This window comes from Rickettsiales endosymbiont of Stachyamoeba lipophora (assembly GCF_003932735.1).
GTDB lineage: Bacteria > Pseudomonadota > Alphaproteobacteria > Rickettsiales > 33-17 > RICK01.
In genome coordinates this window covers 1,137,045-1,162,514 of the sequence record NZ_CP033611.1, presented here as the reverse complement: position 1 = coordinate 1,162,514, position 25,470 = coordinate 1,137,045, and the positions used below count along the sequence as shown (strand labels likewise).

19 protein-coding genes are annotated in these 25,470 nt (G+C 33.9%); 10 read left to right on the top strand and 9 right to left on the bottom strand.

Going from position 1 to position 25,470, the window contains the following annotated elements; genetic code table 11:
* The 4 genes from trmD to EF513_RS05340 form a co-directional block, all read right to left on the bottom strand.
* Complete coding sequence (gene trmD / locus EF513_RS05355; protein WP_125216377.1) at nt 1-693, bottom strand: tRNA (guanosine(37)-N1)-methyltransferase TrmD; 693 nt, start codon at nt 691-693, stop codon at nt 1-3.
* A gap of 6 nt (nt 694-699) precedes the next feature.
* The gene (gene rimM, locus EF513_RS05350) at nt 700-1,200 is read right to left on the bottom strand and encodes a ribosome maturation factor RimM (RefSeq protein WP_125216376.1); all 501 of its coding nucleotides are present in this window, start codon (nt 1,198-1,200) and stop codon (nt 700-702) included.
* Between the two features lie 9 nt (nt 1,201-1,209).
* Entirely contained in the window at nt 1,210-1,539 is a 330-nt protein-coding gene (gene rpsP / locus EF513_RS05345) for a 30S ribosomal protein S16 (RefSeq protein WP_125216375.1), read from the bottom strand.
* Nucleotides 1,540-1,993: 454 nt separating this feature from the next.
* Nucleotides 1,994-4,627: a PD-(D/E)XK nuclease family protein gene (locus EF513_RS05340; RefSeq protein WP_164503838.1), complete on the bottom strand. Its 2,634-nt coding sequence runs from the start codon at nt 4,625-4,627 to the stop codon at nt 1,994-1,996.
* Nucleotides 4,628-4,708: 81 nt separating this feature from the next.
* Between EF513_RS05340 and EF513_RS05335 the strand changes: the two genes are divergently transcribed.
* The 6 genes from EF513_RS05335 to coaD all read left to right on the top strand — a co-directional run bounded on the left by EF513_RS05335 (nt 4,709) and on the right by coaD (nt 12,201).
* A complete protein-coding gene (locus EF513_RS05335; RefSeq protein WP_125216373.1) occupies nt 4,709-5,320 on the top strand; it encodes a YdcF family protein in 612 nt (203 codons plus the stop codon).
* Nucleotides 5,321-5,408: 88 nt separating this feature from the next.
* Nucleotides 5,409-6,029, top strand: coding sequence for a lysophospholipid acyltransferase family protein (locus EF513_RS05330; protein ID WP_164503837.1), 621 nt, complete (start codon nt 5,409-5,411; stop codon nt 6,027-6,029).
* Nucleotides 6,030-6,860 carry a polyprenyl synthetase family protein gene (locus tag EF513_RS05325; RefSeq protein ID WP_125216371.1) on the top strand — a complete coding sequence of 277 codons (831 nt, stop codon included), beginning with the start codon at nt 6,030-6,032 and terminating at the stop codon, nt 6,858-6,860.
* 153 nt (nt 6,861-7,013) lie between these two features.
* The gene (locus EF513_RS05320; RefSeq protein ID WP_125216370.1) at nt 7,014-8,909 is read left to right on the top strand and encodes an ankyrin repeat domain-containing protein; all 1,896 of its coding nucleotides are present in this window, start codon (nt 7,014-7,016) and stop codon (nt 8,907-8,909) included.
* A 72-nt stretch (nt 8,910-8,981) separates the two neighbouring features.
* Nucleotides 8,982-11,708 (top strand): DNA topoisomerase (ATP-hydrolyzing) subunit A, encoded by a 2,727-nt coding sequence (gene gyrA / locus EF513_RS05315; protein WP_410528585.1) that lies wholly within the window; start codon nt 8,982-8,984, stop codon nt 11,706-11,708.
* Nucleotides 11,701-12,201: a pantetheine-phosphate adenylyltransferase gene (gene coaD, locus EF513_RS05310; RefSeq protein ID WP_125216368.1), complete on the top strand. Its 501-nt coding sequence runs from the start codon at nt 11,701-11,703 to the stop codon at nt 12,199-12,201. The genes gyrA and coaD overlap by 8 nt, the downstream gene beginning before the upstream one ends.
* Nucleotides 12,202-13,080: 879 nt before the next feature.
* On the opposite strand, the gene rbfA is transcribed toward coaD, so the two are convergent.
* The 4 genes from rbfA to EF513_RS05290 form a co-directional block, all read right to left on the bottom strand.
* Entirely contained in the window at nt 13,081-13,470 is a 390-nt protein-coding gene (gene rbfA, locus EF513_RS05305; protein ID WP_125216367.1) for a 30S ribosome-binding factor RbfA, read from the bottom strand.
* Nucleotides 13,471-13,473: 3 nt separating this feature from the next.
* Nucleotides 13,474-15,987, bottom strand: a complete 2,514-nt coding sequence (infB, locus tag EF513_RS05300) for a translation initiation factor IF-2 (RefSeq protein ID WP_125216366.1) — start codon at nt 15,985-15,987, stop codon at nt 13,474-13,476.
* A 237-nt stretch (nt 15,988-16,224) separates the two neighbouring features.
* Nucleotides 16,225-17,718: a transcription termination factor NusA gene (gene nusA / locus EF513_RS05295; protein WP_125216365.1), complete on the bottom strand. Its 1,494-nt coding sequence runs from the start codon at nt 17,716-17,718 to the stop codon at nt 16,225-16,227.
* A gap of 30 nt (nt 17,719-17,748) precedes the next feature.
* Nucleotides 17,749-18,228, bottom strand: coding sequence for a ribosome maturation factor RimP (locus EF513_RS05290; protein ID WP_125216364.1), 480 nt, complete (start codon nt 18,226-18,228; stop codon nt 17,749-17,751).
* 320 nt (nt 18,229-18,548) lie between these two features.
* On the opposite strand from EF513_RS05290, the gene EF513_RS05285 reads away from it, so the two are divergent.
* Nucleotides 18,549-20,606 carry a leucine-rich repeat domain-containing protein gene (locus EF513_RS05285; RefSeq protein ID WP_125216363.1) on the top strand — a complete coding sequence of 686 codons (2,058 nt, stop codon included), beginning with the start codon at nt 18,549-18,551 and terminating at the stop codon, nt 20,604-20,606.
* A gap of 68 nt (nt 20,607-20,674) precedes the next feature.
* Nucleotides 20,675-22,786, top strand: a complete 2,112-nt coding sequence (locus tag EF513_RS05280) for a leucine-rich repeat domain-containing protein (RefSeq protein ID WP_125216362.1) — start codon at nt 20,675-20,677, stop codon at nt 22,784-22,786.
* Nucleotides 22,787-22,803: 17 nt separating this feature from the next.
* Here the strand turns inward: EF513_RS05280 and EF513_RS05275 are convergent, their stop codons facing one another.
* On the bottom strand, nt 22,804-23,433 hold the full coding sequence (locus EF513_RS05275) for a flavin reductase family protein (protein WP_125216361.1): 630 nt from the start codon (nt 23,431-23,433) through the stop codon (nt 22,804-22,806).
* A gap of 99 nt (nt 23,434-23,532) precedes the next feature.
* On the opposite strand from EF513_RS05275, the gene eno reads away from it, so the two are divergent.
* Together eno and trmB are read left to right on the top strand one after the other, a co-directional pair.
* Nucleotides 23,533-24,825: a phosphopyruvate hydratase gene (eno, locus tag EF513_RS05270; RefSeq protein ID WP_125216360.1), complete on the top strand. Its 1,293-nt coding sequence runs from the start codon at nt 23,533-23,535 to the stop codon at nt 24,823-24,825.
* Nucleotides 24,806-25,468, top strand: coding sequence for a tRNA (guanosine(46)-N7)-methyltransferase TrmB (gene trmB, locus EF513_RS05265; RefSeq protein WP_125216359.1), 663 nt, complete (start codon nt 24,806-24,808; stop codon nt 25,466-25,468). Before eno ends, trmB begins: the two co-directional genes overlap by 20 nt.
* Nucleotides 25,469-25,470 lie beyond the last annotated feature (2 nt).

The window sequence follows — 25,470 nt, the reverse complement described above, 5'->3', positions numbered from 1 at the left end:
TTAGCTATTTAGCAAGTCCGGACGCTTTGACTTTGTTTCGATTAGCGCTTGATTTATTTTCCAAGCTTTAATTTGCGCGTGGTTACCTGAAAGTAACACCTCAGGCACAGCGTAATCATTCCAAATTTGGGGTCTAGTATAGAGCGGATATTCTAAGAGTCCAGCAAATTCTCCAGCCACACTAAAACTTTCTTCATTTAAAGTTTCATGATTCCCTAAAACTCCTGGAAGTAACCTTACTATTGACTCAATCATACACATAGCAGCAGCTTCCCCACCACAAAGTACATAGTCACCAATACTAAGCTCTTTAATTTGATAATGCTCGATGATTCTTTGGTCTATCCCTTCAAACCTACCACATATAATAGTAATATTTGCATTCTCTATTATTTTATTTGCCACATGTTGAGTAAAAGTTACCCCTTTAGGAGTCAAATAATAAATTTGAGTAGTAGTATGTTCTTTTAATATCGCCTCAATAGCGCTTCCTAGCACATCTGGCCTCATAACCATTCCTGCCCCACCACCAAAAGGAGCATCATCTACTTGCTTATGCTTACCCAAACCATATTCTTTAAGATCATAAATATTTAGTTTAAATTTTTCCTCTTTTAACGCTTTACCAATCAAGGAAAAAGCAAGGCTACCCGGAAACATTTCTGGCAAAATTGTAAGAATATTAAATATCATAAATAATTAAATTTGTTCAGGAAATTTAATGTAAATTTTTTTATTATCCATTTCCAACTTAGGAAAATTTTCATTATTAAATAAAAAGTATTCACTATTTTTAGGAGCTATACTCACCTCAAGCAAATCACCACCACCAAAATTAAACACTCCTAATACTTGACCAACCTCTTGGTCAGTATCCTGATTAATCACTTGCAAGCCAATTAAATCTTCATAGTAAAATTCATTAGAATCAGGTGCTGAGAGTTCGTCTCTAAGGATATTCAGTTTAGTGGCTTTAAAGGTTTCGGCCATATTTCGATCATTACAGCCTTTAATGGAAGCAATAGCTATATCCTCTTTAAAACTTCTAAATTTTAAACTAATTTTTTGATCAAGATCATCAAAAAAATATGGGTAAGTTGCTATATTATTAAAAGGCGAAGTAAAGCTTTTCACCTTAACCTCGCCTTTGATACCATGGGGAGAAATAATTACTCCCATACATAATTTTTTATCACTCATGTACTGCTACTAAGCTTTAGCTTCCTTTTTGGAAAGCTTTTGAGGATTGTTTTTAACTTTTTCAATTTTACTTACAATAGCCTGTGGCAATTGCACCCCTTTAAGTTGCATAATTTTAGCAACAGTTTCAGTTGGCAAAGCGCCTTTACTTAACCAGTTTTGCGCAGCGTCTATATTTACTACAAAACGCTTTTCATGGTCTTTTGCAAGTAAAGGATTATAAGTACCAATTACTTCAATAAATTTACCATCACGTGGTGATCTTGAATTAGCCACTACTATACGATAAAATGGTCTTTTTTTAGATCCACCTCTAGTTAAACGAATTTTTACTGACATTTTTATTTCCCATGAATAGTTTTATTTCGATTTTGTCCTTTTAGACTATTTTAAATCTTTAGTCAAAGAAATATTACATTATTTATTAACTAATACTAGATAGTATAATTAGTATTTAGTCTAAAATTTGCTAAATAATATTTACGCTACTGGAATATAAAAGTAAATATATCAGCATCTACAGTGTTATTAGATGAACATATATACTTCCTTTATACGCCTAGATCGTACTTTTTATAACACATCACCTTCTTTTATCTTTACTAACCAAATGGTTACTTGCATAATTGCGCCAGTGCCTACTTGATCATGTTTTGTATCAAAGAAGGCAACCGATATATCACTCATCAGTCAATGATATGTAAATTACTTTTAAGGCATTATTTTTAATATTATTTATAAACAAGTAAAAAATCACCTCTCAACCAATAACATTTATAACCGAACAAAGAACTCAATTAGCCCATTCTGCAGTTCTGCTTAAATAATCATAATCATTCGTTATATTATAATGGACTTTAGGTATGGCAATAAAAGGGGCTTCTCCCAACAAAAACTGCTCAAAAATTCTGTTGAGGCCAACTTCGGCTAATTCAATTAATCTTTCAATTTCATCACTTTGCAGTATTACCTCTTCAATCAACTTATCACCACCTATTAATTTTAAGTATTTTATGTGAAGCGGAATTTTTGAAAGATCCAAACCATTCGCATTAAAAGCACCACACTGAGCTATTAACGCCGCAATTGTTAATTGGCATTCGTAACCATTTATAATTCCCACCTTGGTAGGTAGCACTCCTGTTTTATAATCAGTTATAATTGCTTCATTAGCGGTGATAGATAAATTATCAATACGCGCATAAAGCTGAATATTATTAATGACTATATTGCCCGTTACTTCACTAGTGATGTGATAATTATTATCTATTAACAGCTTCCATAATATTTTGTTTAAATTGTAAAAACGTTCCTGCCATAAAAGTAAAATATTCTTAGGGAGATACTTATGAAGATAACTATCAACAAACTTGCTTAACATTTCTAATGTTCCAATTTGTTCTTTATGAACAGTAATTTGATCAAGTAATTCATGTAACAAAATACCAAAATCCCTTCCTTCAAATTCCATAACTAAAGAATCCAAAGGTCGCAAATTTAAAATTTTACGCGCATAATATTCATAGGGATTTTTAAGCAATTTTTGTACATCTGTAGCCCATATTTTTTGAGGTCTTAACAATATGCTAGGCACCGGGTTAGGCTTTTCGATTTTTATTAAACTAATATTTTCAAAAAGATCACAATAATCTTGCTTTAATTCCAAGTTTGCAATTGGGTAGGACTCAGCTATTTTATAAAATTGCCTATATATATTATATATAACACCTTGATCACCAGTTGCCCTAGTGATCATAATTTGTGGGTTATTAGCTATCAAACCATCTATAATATAATTTTGCTTTTTTAAAGCATCTTGATAGGTAATAACCTCCATTCTATCCTGCAGGAATGGTGGCAACCAATCGGGATAAGTTAAACCCCATGATTCCTCGTTAAAATCAGCTAATATTACTAGGTCTGCATGTTGTAAGATCGCTTCATTGGCGCTTAAAATTTTAATTCCTTCAAAGTTAGTATACGGATTATTAATATAAAATTCTGAAAACAACTGAGAGATAAGGCGATGGTAGTTCAAAGTAGAGTTGTGAATATTAAACCTTGTTAAAACTTTAGCAAGTTCATTGAAAACTTCTGCATACTCTTCATGTGTGCTAATATCCTCTCCAATAATATAATGATATACCAAGATGTTTAAAGTGAAAAACTTAGCAATATTTTGGCTAGATTGCTTAGTGAAATTTACAATCTCTCTTAAGTTATATTTTTCTAAAATTGCTTCTGATAATTCGCTAATATAAGTAATTTTTTCTTTTCTTAAAAATATTTCAAATTCCCATATTTGTTCAGGCGATAACTTAATCACCCCAGGAGATTTCAAAATTTCTAATAAACAAATTAAATTAGGGCTAGTTAACAACTCCCCTATTTTTAAAAAGGTTTTAATTGCTAAATCACTATTAATAGATTCATTGATTGAGCAATCTATGTTTGCCCCCCAAATTGATGCATAACTTTTGATCTTATTAATTAGCTGCACATTATTACAAATCACTAGAGCAGATCGGTTATTATCATGCTGCTTCTTAATGGTATAAGCAATCATAGCCGCCTGCTTATGCAAACTATCAAATTCTACCACTTGTAGATGCTTAGCCTTATCTCTTACATCCTGTTCATCATTTAACTTATACCAATTTTGTATCAAAGATTGCTCAAAGTTGCATGCTCTAAAGATATTACCAATTGAGCTAATATTATGATTATTAGGAGAGTAATACGGTACAATTACTGAACAGTTTAAATGCTGCTTGAATAAATTACCAATAGCTTCATTAGCAATAAAATTTTCTCCTGCAAACCCAGCACAAATAATTTTACAAGAAGGCTTTTTTAAAATTATCTCAGTAAATTTTGTTAGTTTTGCCCTAACATAATTATTAAAATCATATAAATTATACTCAGCTAAATATTTAGTAAAATCCTCAGTTGCAATTTCAAGAAGATACTGAGTTTTTATAAAATATTGTGAAAATAAATCTGAATGCCACCTATCTAGTGCAGCTTGTAATTTTATCTTAGTATTACTATTAATTATTTGATTTAATTCTTTGGCTATTTTTAATGCGGTATCTAACTTTATTTGCAGCTTATCTTTAATAATATCAGCTAAGATTAAATCTTGTTCTAACTTACTAAGCAACCTAGACTTGTTGGCTACCAACCATTCTATTAACCCTGGTTCAATAGCTTCATCTATATCAAAAATTGAACAAATTTTAGGCAGTTCTTTGACTGCAAAAGGAAATTTTAAGCATGCCTCATATAATAATTTAACGCTTCTTCTTGTTGGAAGCAAAATAACCACTTCCTGCCAACTTCCTTCAAGCTTATAATTTTGCTCTAACCCTTTAAGCAATGCTGAGGCAAAATCTTCGTTTTGAGGTATAAAATAAATATTATTCATCATTATTTACAAATAAATTATTGCACTAAAATTTAAATTCACTTAGCTTGTCAAAGCAAAATAAATTATCTATCGTTACTAATGCCAAACTTTAAAGTTAAATTAGCACTATATTTTGTTAAAAGCCTAATATTTTTTTGGGCAGCAGGGTTTGTCATCTTTATAAAATATATTGAACCTCAACCCAATTTATCCACCCTTAAAACCACTGAGGCAATCATTATTTTAACTGGCGGAACCAACAGAATATATTATGGGCTAAAACTTGCGTGCTTAGATAAATTCAAGCTTAGTAAAATCTTTATTTCAGGGGTAGGAGAAAATTTTGCCCTGGATAGCTATGATGAATTTAACGACCTTAAAAAAGAAGAACCAGCCTGCATAGATAGTATTAAATCGCGCTTAAGTCTTGGAAAGCTAGCTACCAGCACAGAACTTAATGCAGTAGAAAGCTCTTCATGGATAGAATTTAATAAAATTAATAATATCACTTTAGTGACAAGTAATTATCATTTACCCCGCAGCCTGATAGAATTTAAAAAATTTTTAGATCTTAAAATGATACAAAAATTTCCTATAAAACCAAGCACACTTGCAATTAATGAATGGTGGAACTTTCCCAACACTTTCAAAATATTATTTATTGAATATAATAAATTTTTATCTGTCTTATTAACTTACTTGTTTAGGTGAATTTAGTTTTATGTTAGCTCTAAGATCAATCATTTTTAATATATTTTTTATCTGTTCAACATTATTGATAACCATCATATGTTCTCCATTGCTTATCTTTAATAAAACCAAATTTCTTCCTGGTAAAATTTGGAGCCGCACTACCGTCAAAGCCCTTCAATATTTATGTAATATTACCTTTGAAATTAAGGGAAGTATGCACCCTCATAACCAAGCTTGCATATATGCTGTTAGGCATCAATCAGCTTGGGAAACCATGATATTCCATTTAATTAGCGAGCGTCCGGTTTATATTTTCAAAAGAGAATTACTGTACTTGCCTTTTTTTAATTTGCATCTCATCTTTATGGGAATGATTGTAGTAAATCGTTCTGCTGGAATGGCCGCCCTTAAAAACTTACTGGAACAAGTTAAATTAAAAATCAAAGAAAACAGACCAATTATAATTTTCCCTGAAGGGACCAGAACAGAAGTCGGGGTAAATGTTAAAGTATTTCCTGGCATTGTGGCAATGTATGATTTAAAGCTTGCACCAGTTATTCCGGTTGCATTAAATTCAGGGCAATGCTGGGGGAAAAATAGTTTTATCAAACGCCCCGGTAAAATTACCATTGAATTTCTTCCACCTTTAGAGTCTAATTTAAGCAGAAAAGAGTTTACACAAACACTTAGCGATAGATTAACAGAACATTCTAACAAGCTTAACTAAATGCCAATTCAACAACTATTAGCCGAGAATGCAAAAAATATTGAGCATGAACTAACTGAACTTTTATCTAATAAAGCACAGCTTCCCCATAATCAAATTTATGAAGCTATTCGTTATTCAACCCTAAGTGGTGGTAAAAGACTAAGACCTTTTATGGTGATGGCAACAAGTAAAGCTTTTAATGTTCCAACAAAATATGCTCTAAGAGCGGCTGCAAGCATTGAAATGATTCATTGTTACTCGCTTATTCATGATGATCTACCAGGTTTAGATAATGATGACCTAAGGCGTGGGCAACCGACCTGTCACAAACAATTTGATGAAGCAACTGCAATTCTTGCCGGAGATAGCTTACTGACCTTGGCATTTGAAATTTTAAGCGATCCTAAAACCCATCCTTCTGCTCAAATAAGATGCGAGTTAATTGCATCCCTTGCTAAAGCTTGTGGTAAAGACGGCATGATTGGAGGGCAGGTTCTAGACCTTGCTCCCAACTATGCAAAAAATATTGATGATTTAATGCTACTTCATCAAATGAAGACCGGTGAAATGTTTGCTATTTCTTGTGAAGCTGGTGCTATTTTAGGATCGGCCGACCAACACACCAAAGCGGCTCTGAAAGCTTATGCCTATAATTTTGGTAAAGCTTTTCAAATTTGGGATGATTTAGAGGATGGAATGGAAATTGTAGAGGTCAATAATATCCTAAATTTTTTAGATTATAAACAAGCTAAAGAATTACTTGATAGCTATGTTTCTCATGCGCGTGAGGCAATTAAAATACTAAATATAGAACCATTATTTAAACTCTGCGAGCTCTTTAACGATTAAATAATAGCTTTTTGTTCATTTGATGCAAATATACCTATATTTAATATAAACATTAAATATACAACTTTTTGTTAATCTTTTTTATTGCACTCATCATCACTTTATTTAGCTTATTAATGACTATAATAATAATCCCTAAATTCGAGGAGCAGTATGCCTAACACTCCTATTAATCAGAGCTTAAATAAATCAGATAAAATTACATTAGCTGATAATAAAGAAAGTTTAGAATTTCCATTGCTAAACGCACTAAGAGGCAAAAGATATAGCGATGTTATCAATTTGTTAGTTAATCCCCAGATCACCACTATGGATAAAAGCACTTTTGATATTTATAAATATCTTCTATCTAAAGGAATGACTGCATCGCAAATAAACTCTATTAACCGAGTGCGTAGCAAAAAGAAATTAAGCGACCAGGATGATATTTTAATTTATTTTTTATCTCAAACTTTGACATCTTCTCTTTGGATAAATTCTCACCTTCTTAATATTAACGAAAGTCCTACAAAAGAATTTAAGCATTATCAAGGCAAAAAAGCTGAAGTAATGCTCGATGATAATTTTATAACCTTACTTATCAAACAGCTTAAAGGATTCTCAGCAGATCATGCTATTACAAGATATTATTATTTACTTTATGCATTACTTCTAAATAATAAAATTGAGTTAGATTTTTTATATCTTCCTGCTGATAATGATCCTATTGTACGATTACAGAAACCAATTAAAGTCAGAAATTATATATCTGAATTCTTATTCTCTATTTTATCTCCGCAAACTCAACATTTTATTATTAAATTATTGGAGCTAACTCTATCTGATGAACAGCTTAAATCATATATTAACAACCTACTATTAGAGTGTGAGATTGAAGAAAATAAATTAAATATTTCTTCCCAACAAAATATGAAATTAAACATATTGTATCAGGTATGTAAATTAAAGGGTAAAGAACTAACCGAGCTTATTATCCCTCAATATCAAAATGGACTGGTTGAATTAGATGAAGAACATAAGTTGTATATACAAAAAAAATTGCAGACCATTACAACGCTATTAAACAAAGCAAACCAGCAATTAGCAAAATTAGATTTTGAAAAGGATGAAAACCATTTACTCATAGAACTGGCAAATTTAATCAAGCATGGTGCTTTTATCGATTTTAACTTAGAAGGTAATGTACCTTTAATCATAAAAGCATGCGAAAAAAATTATACTATGATTTTCATCTTACTTTGTGAACATGGCGCCAGCCTATTTGTTAGAAATTCCGAGCAAAAATCACCTTTAATTATAGCCGCCGAGAAAAACAATAAGGACATTGTAGATATAAGCTTACAGCGTTATATTGATAATTTAGACTATGAAGGAGATATATGGGAAGCTTTTAAACAAGCTTGTGAAAATCAAAATAGCGATGTAGTAAACTTAGTATTATCCAAGAATTATTTTGATAATCGCTATATTTTATCATATTTTACCGAATGTATTAAAAATAATAATCTAGCTATTGTACATATTATTAAGCAATTAAAACATTTTGATTTTTATACTCGCTACAGTAGTATAGTACCTGCAACTAATAATGATACCTACTTTGATTCAGCACATAGTGACGAACCCAACTCTCATAATGGCAATACTTTAATTATGATTATTGCTCAAGAGCTCGGCAGGATAAGAAACGAATCATTACCAATGTTTGTTCAACTGATCGAATTAATTCCTACACTAGCCGACAATACTAATTTATTAATTCGTAATGAAGCAGATAAAAATATAATAGAGCTTATTGATACTAATCACATTAGCAATTCACATCCTATATCTCTTATTCTTAAAGGTAAATTTGATGAACAACAAACAGATCTTAAAGCATTAGAACAGGAACAATTTAGCAAACCACCTTTCCAGGAGGCTATACAAAAAGTAACCTCAGTTACTTCAACTTTAACTGAGAAGTTTATAGTAGATGTTCAAAGCTATGTCGGAGGTTTGTTATCTAGCTATGCACCTTCCTCATCTTATTCTAAGACTCCTCAATAGAGTAATTTACATTGTGCCATTACTGATGTAATTTAATAACAAAATTATGTTAGGGAGAAAGCTTTGTCCGATTTGTTAAACTTTTCAAGTTTAGTTCCTATTAATATTGAAGAAGAAATGCAGCGCTCATACCTTGATTATGCTATGAGCGTAATTGTATCACGCGCCTTACCCGACGTACGTGATGGGCTTAAGCCGGTGCATAGACGTATTTTATATGCAATGCATGAATCAGGCTGCGATTACAACAAGCCTTATCGTAAATCAGCAAGGATTGTTGGTGAAGTTATGGGTAAATATCATCCTCACGGTGATGCAGCAATTTACGATTCTCTTGTACGTATGGCTCAGGACTTTTCATTAAGACTTCCACTGATTGATGGTCAGGGTAACTTTGGTTCAATGGACGGCGACTCAGCAGCGGCAATGCGTTATACCGAATCAAGACTTGATGAAGCTGCTCATTCTTTACTTGAAAATATTGATGAAAATACGGTTAACTTTCAGCCTAACTATGACGGTTCTGAAAAAGAACCTACTGTACTTCCTGCCCGCTACCCTAACATCCTAGTAAATGGTGCCGGTGGTATTGCAGTTGGTATGGCCACTAATATTCCGCCACATAATTTAGGGGAAGTTATCGATGGCTGCTGCCTCTACATTGAAAATAATGAGGTAACCTTTGAAGAATTATGTGAAGTAATTAAAGGGCCAGATTTTCCTACCGGTGGTACCATTATGGGCTTAAACGGTATTAAATCAGCTTTTGCCACCGGCAGAGGTTCTGTACTTATTCGTGGTAAAACTGATATTGAAGAAACCAAAGAAGGCAAACAAGCTATCATTATTAATGAAATTCCTTATCAGGTTAACAAAGCTCGACTCGTTGAAAGAATTGCTGAATTAATCAAAGAAAAGAAAATAGAAGGTATTTCTGATCTTAGGGATGAATCAAATAAAAACGGCGTTAGAGTAGTAATTGAGCTTAAAAGAGATGTAGTAGCTGATGTACTTTTAAATCAATTATATTCACTTACTTCTCTTCAAACCAGCTTTGGCGTCAATATGCTTGCACTTGATCAAGGTCGCCCGGAGCTGATGAACCTAAAACATATCATTCGTGCTTTTGTAGAATTTAGAGAAGAAGTTATTACTAAAAGAACCAAGTTTAGACTTGGTAAAGCTCGAGATCGCGCACACTTACTTTTAGGGCTTGCAGTAGCAGTATCTAACATTGATGAAGTTATTACTTTAATTAAGGCTGCCCCTGATGCACAAGCAGCAAAAGAGCAATTAATGGAGCGCTCATGGAACGCTGATATTGTTTTACCTTTGCTAAATATTGTTGAAGCAAAGTCAATCCATATTACCGGTAATAAATTACATTTAAGCGAATTACAGGCCAAGGCTATTTTAGAAATGCGCCTGCAACGTTTAACTGGCCTTGAGCATCAAAAAATTCATGATGAACTGGAGCAAATTGCAACCGATATTAAATATTATTTACATATCTTAGACTCAAGAGAAGAACTGCTCACTCTTTTAAAACAAGAACTACATGAGATTAAAGAAAAATTTGCAACCCCTAGAAGGACTAATATTGAAGCTTCAGAATTTGAGCAAGATATTGAAGATTTAATTCCTAGAGAAGAAATGGTGGTAACTATTACTATGGGGGGTTATATTAAACGTGTTCCACTTTCCACTTATCGTGCACAACGCCGGGGCGGTAAAGGTAGAGCCGGTGTAAATATGCATGAAGAAGATTTAACTAAAGAGTTAATTGTGTCTTCTACCCACTCCCATATGTTATTCTTTACATCAAAAGGACAGGTTTATCGTACTAAAGTTTACAAATTACCAATTGGCACTCCACAATCTAAAGGTAGGGCTTTAGTCAATATTTTCCCACTTGCTCAAGATGAATATATTAGTAGTGCATTAGTACTTCCTGAAGATAAAAATGAAGTAACCGGTAAAAGCATTATTTTTGCTACCAAAAGCGGTAATATTAGGCGTAATGACATAGCCGATTTTGAAAGCATCCATGCCGGCGGAAAAATTGCTATTCGCTTAGATGACGGGGATGAATTAATTGGTGTAAAGCTTGCTGACGAAGATAATCATGTATTACTTTCTACTAAAGCAGGTAAAGCTATTCGTTTCCCAATTGAAGCTTTAAGAATATTTAAAAGCCGTACTTCTGATGGAGTTAGAGCAATTAGGCTGGCAAGCAATGATGGAGTAATTTCCTTGTCTATTTTACGTGGAGTGGAAGTTCAAGATATTACCGCAAGAGATAATTATTTAAGCATTAACCTCAATTTACGTAAACAAATTGCTGATAGCGAAAATCCTCAAGAACTAATCCAACAAATTGATGCAGAGATTGTAAACTCGCTAACAGCTGAAAAAATCAAATATTTAGCGGATAATGAAGAATTTATTCTCACTGTTACTGAAAATGGATTTGGTAAGCGTACTTCTGCTTACGAATATCGGATTACCAACAGAGGCGGACAAGGTGTAACCAACATTATCACTTCAGAAAGAAATGGCTTAGTGGTTGCCAGCTTTGCCGTACTTGATGGCGATCATATTATGATGGTAACTGATAAAGGTAAAATTATTAGATGTCCGGTACATGATATTCGGATCTCCGGTAGAAACACTCAAGGGGTAAAATTATTTACCACTAAGCAACATGAAATAGTAGTTTCTGTCACTAAAATTTCTGATGAAGGTGATAAAGAAGAAGAAAACGAAGGCGAAGAAGGATTAGAAACAAGCAATGAGTAAAATTGGTGTTTATCCAGGCTCTTTTGATCCCATCACCGTAGGGCATGCTGATCTTATTCAGCGTGCCCTTAAAGTGGTTGATAAATTGGTAATTGCTATTGCAGTAGATAATAACAAAAATTCAATATTCTCAATAGAAACTAAAATTGAGATGGTTAAAGCCTATCTTCCTGAAATATTAACTGATCAACAACAAGGATCAGTAGAGGTATTAGCCTTTGAAGGATTATTGGTTAAATTTGCTAAGTCGCTGGGTAGCAATATTATCTTTAGGGGGATTAGAGCAGTCAATGATTTCGAATATGAATTTCAGTTGGCTTGCGTAAATTCAAGACTGATGAATGATGTGCAAACAATTTTCTTACCTGCTGCTGAACAAAATCAATATATTTCCTCTCGATTTGTTAAAGAAGTAGCACGCCTTGGCGGAGATTTATCAAGCTTTTCTTGTGAGTTTGTAATTCAAAAACTTAAAGAGCATTATCAGAAATAATTGCTAGTTTAAGTAATTTAATTTATAAAAATGGCAATTCTAAATAATATAGAGTTGTCATTTTTTATAGTACTAAAATACGCTTCTTATTCCTAATATTGAGATTGATTAACTCGTGTACTGATCCTAATCTACGATCTTTTGCCCCCTGTACTGGGAAGCATAGTTTTAATTTTCTAGAGGCATTCTATAAGCGCGAATGTAGGATAATGAATGGATTACAGGAATAAAAAAAGCTGATCAATAGGGAGCGGGCCAACATCAAAGAAAATTCAGCCATGATAATAGATATCACAAATGTAATTTTATCTGGATGAATTTTTAAAATTTATGAGGAATATTTAAAGGTAGAGCAAAGATAACTTACTAGCAAGATCATCATTTATATTGCTCCCGTCTAAAACTATCTCTTCTAAATTAGAACAGAAAGTACATTCCGCTGCTAACAAATTTATGGCATCCTTGGGTGCTTATTCTGCTTTGATCTATTTCTACCTTTTTATTAACAAAGTCGGGCTTCAGGGTAGTAAACCAGCCTATATATTATCTATACCTTCAGAACTATTCTCAGCATGAATATCTATGCTATAACTTTTACATATAGTAAGCAAGGTTACTTCTTGGATAGGAGTTAACTTAAATGCTGCTAGCTGTTTAATAAAGAATTATTAACTATATTTTTATTATTGATCATTATCCTCTTGTGAGCTCATCTTGTTATTATCAAATACATAGTAAATCTATATTAGACTTCTTGTTCTAAAAGAACAAGAAGTCTAATATATTAAAATATTATTGATATTTGTATTGGCAGGTGAATAACCAATTTAACGGCTAAAGTAAAGAATAGTTTTGAGATTATATCGAAAGTTTTTAGTATTACTCTATTTCATCTATAAGGATATTAACTTTATCTGCGATATCATAGCTCTGATCAATTTTAAAAGAAAGGTTAGGTATTTTTCTTAAATTTACTTTTTTACCAAGCTGATGCCTAATATAATGAGTTTGTGACTTCAGTTCGTCAATAATTTCTTTTTGCTCTTTATCGGTAATTGTTCCTCCAGTAAAAGGATAAACAAAAACAGTAGCAGCAGTTAAATCAGCACTAATTTTAACATTAGAAACTGTAATAGGTTTTTCAAAACACACTTTAGATTCGGGCAGACCAGCAATTAAAATTTCAGAAAGTGCCCGTTTAACACTTTGTGCAACTCTCAATTGCCTTTGACTTTTACCCTGTTTACTAAATTCATCAAAATTGAACATAATTTATAATTTTTGTTTTTCTTCAATTAACTCAAACGCTTCAAGCATGTCTTTCTCTCTGATATCTTCGTAGTTTTCAAAAGCCACACCGCATTCAAAACCTTCTTTTACTTCTTTAACGTCATCTTTAAAACGTCTTAAGGTTTTAAGCTTGCCTTCATGGATTACAATATTATCCCTCAGTAATCTTACCCCTGCTCCGCGTTTAATCATACCATTGGTAATGTAACATCCCGCAATTTTACCAAATTTAGTAATGTTAAATACCTGCCTGATCTCTGCGTTTCCTATATATTCTTCACGAATAATTGGCGCAAGCATTCCGCTTAAAGCAAGTTTAATATCATCAATTAAATTATAGATGATTGAGTAGTATCTAATATCGATCTTATCGCGATCAGCCATTTGTTTAGCAACATTACTTGCACGAACATTGAATCCTAAAATTATAGCATTAGAAGCTTGAGCCAGTGAAACATCTGATTCAGTGATCGCACCTACTGCACTATGTAAAATTCTTACTCTTACTTCCTGGTTAATAATTTTATTAAGTGATGCTGCAATGGCTTCAATAGAACCATGCACGTCACCTTTAATAATGATCGGTAATTCTTTAACTTTACCTTGGGCTGCTGATCTTGCAAAAATCGCTTCAAGATTATTCATACGGTTTAACTGGCTACTTTTAGTTTCACGCATTTTACGTTCACGATAAGAACCAATATCACGAGCTTGCTTATCGGTTTGTACTACCGCAAAACTATCGCCTGCAACCGGTGCACTTTCAAGGCCAATAACTTCTACTGGCATTGAAGGAGATGCTATAGTAACATTTTTACCTTTATCATTATGCATCGCTCTCACTTTACCAGAGGTAGAACCTGCCACAATAATATCCCCAATTTTGAGGCTGCCTTTTTGTACCAAGAGTGTTGCAACTACTCCTTTACCTTTATCAATTTTACTTTCAATAATCGCTCCGTTTGCACTACGGTCTGGATTAGATGTTAAATTTAACATTTCAGCTTGTAGTAAAATCGCATCAATTAATTTATCTAAATTTAATCTTTGTTTAGCTGATACTGGTACGCTAACGATATCACCACCAAATTCCTCTGGCACCAAATCATGATTTAACAACTCGCTTTTAATACGCTCAATATTAGCTTCAGGTTTATCTATTTTGTTAATTGCCACGATAATTGGCACATCTGCAGCTTTAGCATGGTTAATAGCTTCTACTGTTTGGGCCATAATCCCATCATCTGCTGCTACTACTAACACTACAATATCTGTAACTTGTGCACCTCTTGAACGCATTGCAGTAAATGCTTCGTGTCCTGGGGTATCTAAAAAGGTAATAAAGTGATCTTCATTGACCTTCACTTGATATGCACCAATATGCTGAGTGATCCCACCGGCTTCCTTAGAAGCTACATCAGTAGCCTTTAAAGCATCAAGTAAAGAGGTTTTACCATGATCTACGTGACCCATAATAGTAACTACCGGAGGACGCGGCTTTAATGCTTCAGGATTATCTGCTACATCAAGTAAAATATTTTCCACATCCGCTTCAGTCACACGTTTTATTTTATGACCAAAAGTTTCAATTATCAGCTCTGCTGTATCCGCATCAATAGGTTGATTGATAGTAACCAACATTCCTAATTTCATTAACTCTTTTAACACATCAGAAGATTTTTCCGCCATACGTGATGCAAGCTCTTGCACCGTAATAATCTCTGGTACAATAACCTCACGTACAATTTTCTCCTGGGGCTTCATACCAATCTCTTGCCTCTTAGCTTTTTCGCGGGCACGTTTGATTGATGATAGGCTTCTGGTTTTTACTTTTTGTTCATCATCTTCGGTAATAGTTCTTACATCAATACGATTACTATTCCGACGCTCTTCATATTTGTTCTTACTTGGAACTACAGGTTCTTCTTTAACAATCTTTTTAGTTTTATCTGCAAGCAATTTTTTCTTATTATTTTCTTCTTCATCGTTAAACTCTTCAGCTGTTTTAGCTGCAGGAGTTTTAGAAAGAGTCTTATCATGCTTAACTTCTAAAGATTTTGCTACCTGATGAGATGCTACACTTTCAGCGGCTGAGCGAATTTCAATTGGCTCTTGTGCACTTTCCTCATTGGCTATCTTTTCCAGTTTTATTACTTCTTGCTCTATATCTTCTTGGGTATTCTCAAATACAGAAAGTTTACTTTTCTTAGACAGTAAATTATCTTCATTTACGTTAGCAGCATTTTTTAAAGCTGTCATCCTAGCCGCAAGTTCTGATTGAGTTAAATCCTTACTACCGCCCTGTTTTCCATAAATATCTTTCTTATCTTCTAAGGATCTCGTTCTATTTTTACGAACTTCAACGGTTACATTTTTTGAAGTGGTTGCACCAGGAATATTTCGCTTAATTACCCCTTCTAGCTTAGGGCTAATTTTATTGGGATCAAGCTTTAAGGTCAACTTGGGTTTATTTGTAGCATCTGTATTGTTAGTCATATTTCTTCCTGATAACCAATCCGTGAATCAAAAAATCTTACAAGTTGAAGATTTTACAACTCAGATTTATTAAATTTTACTGAGCAAAAAATTTATTAGTTTTTGATTTGTTAATATATATCAAAACATAATAATGTCAATTTATACATACCCGAACATACCGAGCGAATACTTAAGCAAGCCAAACTCTATAAAGGCAACAAAAGCGAACTACATGCCCGCTTTTGTTATAATGAATTACTCACCAACCTGAGCACGTGCATCCATAATAATTTGATCAATTTGCTCATCACTTAAAGAAGCATTTGGGCAAATTTCTAAAAATTCATCCCTAGATAAATCCGCCAAATCCTGCATGGTTTTAATGTTATTTTCACCCATATTAACTAAAATCTGTGGATTAAATCCTTCTATTTTAGCCAAGGCTGGCGCCACTCCAAGTTTTTTCCACTTATTAATCATCACCGCTTGCTGCTCATCAAGATAAACCTTAGCACGCTCTTGTAGCGCTTGTGCTAGCTGTTCATCAAATCCTTCGATCGCCACAAGCTCGCTTAGGTCTACTAGAGCCACTTCCTCAATGGTGGTAAATCCTTCTACACTTAGCAACTGAGCAATTAACTCATCAACATCTAACGCTTCTGTAAATAACTTGGTAAGGCTATTAAATTCCTCAAAACGACGTTTTGAATCTTCTTCATCAGTAACAACATCAATATTCCAGCCGGTAAGCTGTGCTGCAAGCCTTACATTTTGACCTTTTCTACCAATAGCTAAGCTTAGCTGCTCAGTTGGTAAAATCACATCTATCTTATGTTTTTCTTCATCAATTACCACTTTACTTACTGCAGCAGGAGAAAGAGCGGAGATAACAAATTTAGCAGGATCTTCACTAAACGGTATGATATCTATCTTTTCACCTTGAAGTTCATTAATAACGGCTTGCACGCGTGAACCACGAATACCAACACATGAACCTACCGGATCAATTCCATCGTCCTTACTAAATACCGAGATTTTAGCCCTTGAACCTGGCTCCCTAGCAACTGACTTAATTTGAATTACGCCATCGTAAATTTCTGGCACTTCCTGGGCAAAAAGCTTCACTAAAAATTGTGGATGAGTACGAGAAAGGAAAATTTGGGGTCCTTTATTGTTTTTAAGTATATCTTCAATATAAGCTTTAATACGATCACCATTCTTATAAACTTCGTTAGGAATCAATTTATCTTGAGTAATGATAGCTTCCGCTCTGCCTATATCAATAATAAGGCTACGATTTTCAACTCTTTTAACCACACCAAATATAATCTCACCCTTACGGCCTACATATTCCTCATATTGCTTAGTACGAATAGCATCACGGATAGTATTTACCAAATCATTTTTTGCTGATTGAGCGGCCACCCTACCTAAATCAATCGGAGGTAATTGCTCTATAATTTGATCACCAATTTTGGCATCAGGCTTTTTATGAAGCGCATCTTCAAGAGAGATCTCTACAATTGGATTAGTAACGGTTTCAACCACGGTTTGAACCCGATAAATAGTGCCTTCACCAGTTTTACGACTAATATCAACTTTAATATCCAGTTCTTTACCGTATTTCTTACGACTGGCAACCATCATAGCATGCGCAACAGCATCTAAAATCTGATCAAGCGTTAACTGCGTATCCGCAGCAACCGCTTTAAACATTTGCATCTTTTCAAAATAATCACCCTTCATCATGGTCGACTTCTCCTACACTTTAATTTAACTTTACTGTTGCATTAATTTGATTAACCTATCAGTAAGCACTAAATTACCTGATGCGATATTAGAATATTCAATATCCAATGTTTCTTTACCGCATTTAATGGTAATAATATTCTCTTTAACTTCAATGATATCACCAACAAATTTACGCGAATTATTTACTGGTACAACAGTTTGCAATTTTACTCTTTGGCCTATAAATTTTTTATAATGCTCTGGTTTAAGTAGGGGTCTATCTATACCAGGTGAGCTAACTTCCAGATGATATTCCGCTTCAATTGGGTCTTCCACATCAAGCAATACCGACACTAAGTTGCTTGCCTTTTCACAATCATCAATTGTTACTGCTTGCCCATCTTTACGTTCAAGCATAATTTGCAAAGTATTACGATTTTTATATTCAAAAAACTTAATACGATAGATTTCATAACCTTCAAGCTCAAGCGGAGTTGCTATTATGCCTATTATTTTATCTTCAATCATTTAATTAATCTGTTTTTAGGTTAACAAAAAAGGCGGGAAAAACCCACCTCTAATTACAGTCTATGCTTTATTTATTATGTTTAAAATATAGCTAAAATAAATTTTGTAAACATATTATTAGCAATTAATAATATTTAATATCCCTATTATATGCTACGCACGTAATAAAAATTGTAACCAAGCTATATATAACCAATGCTAAATAAGCTTGGGATAAGGATGAGCTTAATATCATAGTTAGCAAATCATAAGCAACTTGACTGTTTTTTAATCTTTTGTTAACTTGTGTATAATTTTAATCATTATAGCAGCAAGACTTTATGAGCAATATAAATATCACAAAATTACCTGTAGATGTAACAGCAAACAAGATATTTACGCATTTTAATTATACAGAGTTACATGATCAAATTAATTTAGCAAGCTCTTCATTCCAGCAACCAACAGGATGTAACTACACCCTCTTTGTTAGGCCAAATAAATTGAGTGAAGGTGAAGCATTTAACCTCTCAGATATAAAAAATGATATTATCCAAGCTAATAATGCATCAGAAGCAACTATATCCCACAAAAAAGCAAACATAATGTCTATAATAGAAATCTGGCGAAATTTATTAATAAACACTAATCAAGATGAAGCTTTAGAAAAAATTGAGCCAATTTGCAATGATCAAATTATCTTTGGAATTAATGATCGTAACTATACTGCTTTTTCTAAGCTAAGTAAGTTGCTAAAAAAGCTGTATCCCAATTTTATAGGAAGTATAACAGTTAGTTCAGATTATATAGTGGAATTAACTGAGGAAATTAGCAACAATACTGAATTCGCTGAAAGCATTGCTGATATTAGAGTTAGTAACACAATTAAACCTACACCTTATTCTAAATTAATATCCATTTTGCCTAAATGTGTTAACTTACAAAGCCTTGTTTTAAACAATAATTCCCTAGGAGAGGCTGGCGCAAAAGAGTTAGCTGAAGCTATAAAAGAATGTAAAAACTTACAAAGCCTTGACTTAGGCGGTAACAACATAGGAGCTGTTGGCGCAAAAGACTTAGCTAAAGCTCTAAAAGAATGTAAAAACTTACAACATCTTGCTTTAGACTGGAACAACATAGGAGATGCTGGCACAGAAGACTTATTTGTAGCTATAAAAGAATGTAAAAACTTACAAAGCCTTGACTTAGGCGGGAATAACATAGGAGAGGCTGGCGCAAAAGATTTAGCTGTAGCTATAAAAGAATATAAAAACTTACAAAGCCTTGCTTTAGGCTATAACTCCATAGGAGAGGCTGGCACAGAAGACTTAGCTGTAGCTATAAAAGAATGTAAAAACTTACAAAGCCTTGATTTAAGCAGTAACAACATAGGAGAGGCTGGCGCAAAAGATTTAGCTGTAGCTATAAAAGAATATAAAAACTTACAAAGCCTTGCTTTAGGCTATAACTCCATAGGAGAGGCTGGCACAGAAGACTTAGCTGTAGCTATAAAAGAATGTAAAAACTTACAAAGCCTTGATTTAAGCAGTAACAACATAGGAGAGGCTGGCGCAAAAGAGTTAGCTGTAGCTATAAAAGAATATAAAAACTTACAAAGCCTTGACTTAGGCGGGAACAACATAGGAGAGGCCGGCGTAAAAGACTTAGCTGAAGTTCTAAAGCAATGTAAAAACTTACAACACCTTGCTTTAGGCAATAACCTCATAGGAGCTGCCGGCGCAAAAGAGTTAGCTGTAGCTCTAAAAGAATGTAACAACTTACAAAGCCTTGCTTTAGGCAATAACGACATAGGAGAGGCTGGCGTAAAAGATTTAGCTGTAGCTATAAAAGAATGTAACAACTTACAAAGCCTTGACTTAGGCGGGAACAACATAGGAGAAGCTGGCGTAAAAGACTTAGCCAAAGCTCTAAAAAAATGTAAAAACTTACAACACCTTGCTTTAGGCAATAACTTCATAGGAGATGCCGGCACAAAAGAGTTAGCTAAAGCTCTAAAAGAATCTGAAAACTTACAAAGCCTTGCTTTAGAAGATAACAACATAGGAGCTGTTGGCGCAAAAGACTTAGCTGAAACTCTAAAGCAATGTAAAAACTTACAAAGCCTTAATTTAAGAAATAACGACATAGGAGATAATGGCGCAAGATCTTTAGGTAAAGCTATTGGCAAAATACCGAATTGTAAAATCAACATTATCCTTGATAATGAGTTATTAAACTATGGGATATTAAACGATAGCGATTTATTAAACAATGCTTTTGAACAAGCCAAAGCAGAACAACAACAGATTTTAGCTACGCAAGAAAACGAACAAGCTCAGAATTTTACCTCAAAATTATTGAATCAAGCTAAAACCTTTACCAACTATAGCAAACTATAAAAACTTGACTGCTTTTTAATCTTTTGTTAACTTGTGTATAATTTTAATCATTATAGCAGCAAGACTTTATGAGCAATATAAATATCACAAAATTACCTGTAGATGTAACAGCAAACAAAATATTTACGCATTTTAATTATACAGAGTTACATGATCAAATTAATTTAGCAAGCTCTTCATTCCAGCAACCAACAGGATGTAACTACACCCTCTTTGTTAGGCCAAATAAATTGAGTGAAGGTAAAGCATTTAACCTCTCAGATATAAAAAATGATATTATCCAAGCTAATAACGCATCAGAGGCAACTATATCCCACAAAAAAACAAACATAATGTCTATAATAGAAATCTGGCGAAATTTATTAATAAACACTAATCAAGATGAAGCTTTAGAAAAAATTGAGCCAATTTGCAATGATCAAATTATCTTTGGAATTAATGATCGTAACTATACTGCTTTTTCTAAGCTAAGTAAGTTGCTAAAAAAGCTGTATCCCAATTTTATAGGAAGTATAACAGTTAGTTCAGATTATATAGTGGAATTAACTGAGGAAATTAGCAACAATACTGAATTCGCTGAAAGCATTGCTGATATTAGAGTTGATAATACAACTAAACCTGCACCTTATTCTAAATTAATATCCATTTTGCCTAAATGTGTTAACTTACAAAGCCTTAACTTAAGCAATAACGACATAGGAGAGGCTGGCGCAAAAGACTTAGCTGTAGCTCTAAAGGAATGTAAAAACTTACAATACCTTGCTTTAGGCTCTAACCACATAGGAAATGCTGGCGCAAAAGAGTTAGCTGAAGCTCTAAAGCAATGTACAAACTTACAAGGCCTTGCTTTAGGCTCTAACCACATAGGAAATGCTGGCGCAAAAGAGTTAGCTGAAGCTCTAAAGCAATGTACAAACTTACAACACCTTGCTTTAGGCTCTAACCACATAGGAAATGCTGGCGCAAAAGAGTTAGCTGAAGCTCTAAAGCAATGTACAAACTTACAAAGCCTTGCTTTAGGCTATAACTCCATAGGAAATGCTGGCGCAAAAGAGTTAGCTAAAGCTCTAAAGCAATGTACAAACTTACAACACCTTGATTTAAGCATTAACTCCATAGGAGATGCTGGCGCAGAAGAGTTAGCTGAAGCTCTAAAAGAATGTGAAAACTTACAACATCTTGATTTAAGCAATAACCACATAGGAAATGCTGGCGCAAAAGAGTTAGCTGAAGCTCTAAAGGAATGTAAAAACTTACAAAGCCTTAACTTAACGCTTAATTCCATAGGAGCTGCTGGTGCACAAGAGTTAGCTGAAGCTCTAAAGGAATGTAAAAACTTACAAGGCCTTAACTTAACGTTTAATTCCATAGGAGCTGCTGGTGCACAAGAGTTAGCTGAAGCTCTAAAAGAATGTAAAAACTTACAAGGCCTTGCTTTAGGCTATAACTTCATAGGAGATGACGGTGCAAAAGAGTTAACTAAAGCTCTAAAGGAATATGAAAACTTACAATTCCTTGACTTAAGCGGTAACACCATAGGAGCTGCTGGCGCACAAGATTTAGCTAAAGCTCTAAAGGAATATGAAAGCTTACAATTCCTTGACTTAAGCAGTAACCGCCTAGGAGATGCTGGCGCACAAGCTTTAGCTGAAGCTCTAAAGGAATGTAAAAACTTACAACACCTTAATTTAAGGGAGAACACCATAGGCGATGATGGTGCAAAATCTTTAGGTGAAGCTATTGGCAAAATACCAAATTGTAAAATTACTATTTCATTTGATCACAATTCATCAGAAAATGCTTTTGAACAAGCTAAAGCAGAGCAACAACAGATTCTAGCTACGCACGAGATAGAGCAACAACAGATTCTAAAGCAACAAACACAAGTTCAAAAAGCTTCAGAAAACCAATTTATATCTAAAGTAAGGTCATTCTGGAATCATAAAACCACTCAAGTCACCTTAAAGATTGCTCTAGGGATAATTGGTTTAGGTGGCTGTATTGCTGCTTATTGTTACTTACCAGCTAAAAGCAAGCCTAATTTATTAAAATATGTTGAAGATAAAGTTTATTCTTTTATGACCACTATCCCGGCAGCAAACCATGCTATAAAGCAAAGTACAGGCTTTGTTTCAAAATTATTGAATCAAGCTAAAACCTTTACCTGCTATAGTAAATAATAAACAACTTGGCTATGCTAAAGGTCAGCCTTGTTGCTTGGCCTTTGCATACTAAAAATAGTATCAACTGATGAATAATCCATATACCCTAACCTTGAGACTGGTTGAATTTTTTCTATATTAACCTTGCCCTCCTCTATAACTTCATCTGCTATATAAATTCCTAATATCTTACCCAACACCAAGCTGTTACTTGTTATCGGCTTAATAGCAGGAAGTTCAACAATTTGATATAACTCGCACTCAAGTGCTATTGGGGATTTTTTAACCCTTTGTGGTTTAACCAGTTGAGAATCAACAAGTTCAAGCCCAGCTTTATCCGCCTCACTTACTTCGTAAGAAAAATTACCGGAAGTAAGATTCATTTGCTCCTTTAGCTCAAAACTTACCATATTTACTACAAACTGTTGATTTAGTTTAATATTCTTAAGGGTATCTTTATCCTCAAAGTTATCCGGCCTATTTACACAAGAAAACATGACCATCGCCGGAAAATCAGCAACCAAGTTAAAATAACTAAAAGGCGTCAAATTGGTAATATTATTAGAACTTATAGTACTAATCCAGCCAATTGGCCGCGGTACCACACAAGATTTTAATGGACTGTGGTTTAAACCATGATTATTTAAAGCAGGCTCATAAAACATTTTATCATTCAAGAATTTATTTAATTATGCTACAATTAATATATAACTTAAATCATTACCAGCTTTTAAACTAGCTTAACAACAGCAAGAGAGGGAATCATGCGTGAAATTATATCAATTTATGGCAGAGAAATTCTAGATAGCAGAGGACTACCAACAATTGAAGTAGATGTAGAACTTGCTGATGGTTCCTTTGGACGCGCCTCAGTTCCTAGCGGTTCTTCAGTCGGCACCTTAGAGGCTGTAGAATTACGGGATGAAGATGAACTTAGATTCAAAGGCAAAGGGGTATTAAAAGCTGTTGAAGCGATCAATACTGAAATTAACGAACACCTTATTGGGATAGATGGATTAGAACAATTTTATGTTGATCAAGCCTTAGTTGAACTTGATAATACTGAGCACAAATCCCGTCTCGGAGCTAATGCTATCTTAGGGGTCTCTCTGGCCGTAGCGCGCGCTGCAGCTAACAGCCTTCATATTCCACTTTATAAATATATTGGCGGCAGCAATGCACGAGTTATGCCTATGCCGATGATGAATGTAATTAATGGTGGCAAACATGCCGATAATAACTTAAGTATCCAAGAATTTATGATAATCCCTATTGGAGCAGAAAATATTGCAGATGCTATCCGCATGGGATGTGAAGTTAATTATACGCTCAGAGATATCCTTAAACAAAAAGGTTACTCCGTTAATATCGGGGATGAAGGTGGGTTTGCCCCTAATCTAGAATATAACGAAGAAGCTATAGAGCTAATCATTAAATCAATTCATGACAGTGGCTATAAACTTAACAGCGATTTTGTATTAGCAATCGATTCAGCCGCTTCAGAATTTTTTATGGATACACATTATCAGATTGATAATCAAAAATTTACTACTGATGAACTAATTAATTTTTACCACAAACTAGTTGATGATTATCCGATTGTATCCATTGAAGATGCATTAAGTGAGCATGATCGCAGTGGTTGGAAAGACCTAACCGCCGCTTTAGGCAGCAAAATTCAGTTAGTTGCAGATGATTTATTTGTAACCAATCCTCAGTTGTTACAAGAAGGGATAAATGATCAATTAGCTAATGCAATTTTAGTGAAACCTAACCAGATTGGCACCATTACTGAAATGTTAAATACGGTACGAATTGCGCATGATAGTGGCTACAAAGTTATTATGTCCCATAGATCTGGCGAAACAGAAGACAGTACTATAGCACATTTAGCTATAGGAACAAATTGTGGACAAATTAAAACGGGTGGTTTATGTAGATCTGACCGTATGGCAAAATATAACGAACTACTCCGCATCTATGAAACAATAGGCGAAGAAGCATACTTTAATAAAAACATTTTTAAGAATCATCATTATGAACGAGGAGACGAATAAATATTTTAAAGCCCCAGTTTCTTTTGCACGAAGAGTTGGCAAAGGCTTTAACGTACGACACCGTAAATTTCTCAATAACAACAAGCAGTTTTTAATTGAAAACTCTTCACAGATTAATGACCAGTTTACCGCTCATATTCTTGAGATTGGCAGCGGTAATGGTCACCACCTGCTGAATCTTTGTAAACAAAACCCTAGTAGCCTGGTTATTGGCGCAGAAGTGTTTCTTTCAGGCGTGGTACAGAGCCTACAAAACGCCTTAGAGCAAAATGTTCAAAATTTACAATTTTTTGCAGATGACGTGAATTTATTACTCGGCTTAGAGCTTAATTTTAAATTTTCTAAAATTTATATTTTATTTCCCGACCCTTGGCCAAAAAGAAAACAAAATAAGCGTCGCTTAATTAATACTGATTTTATTACTAAGCTTCTGGTTAAACTTGAAAATGAAGGGCAAATTATTATTGCCACCGATCATCCAGATTATGCAAAATGGGTTGCAGAACATCTTAACCAAACTAACATGATAAATTATCAAAAAACCGATCAAGCACCTGTTGAATATAGCCCTACCAAGTATCATTCTAAAGATATGGCTGGATATAATCTTGTTACCTGGTTTTATATTACGAAAAGGATTTAAAC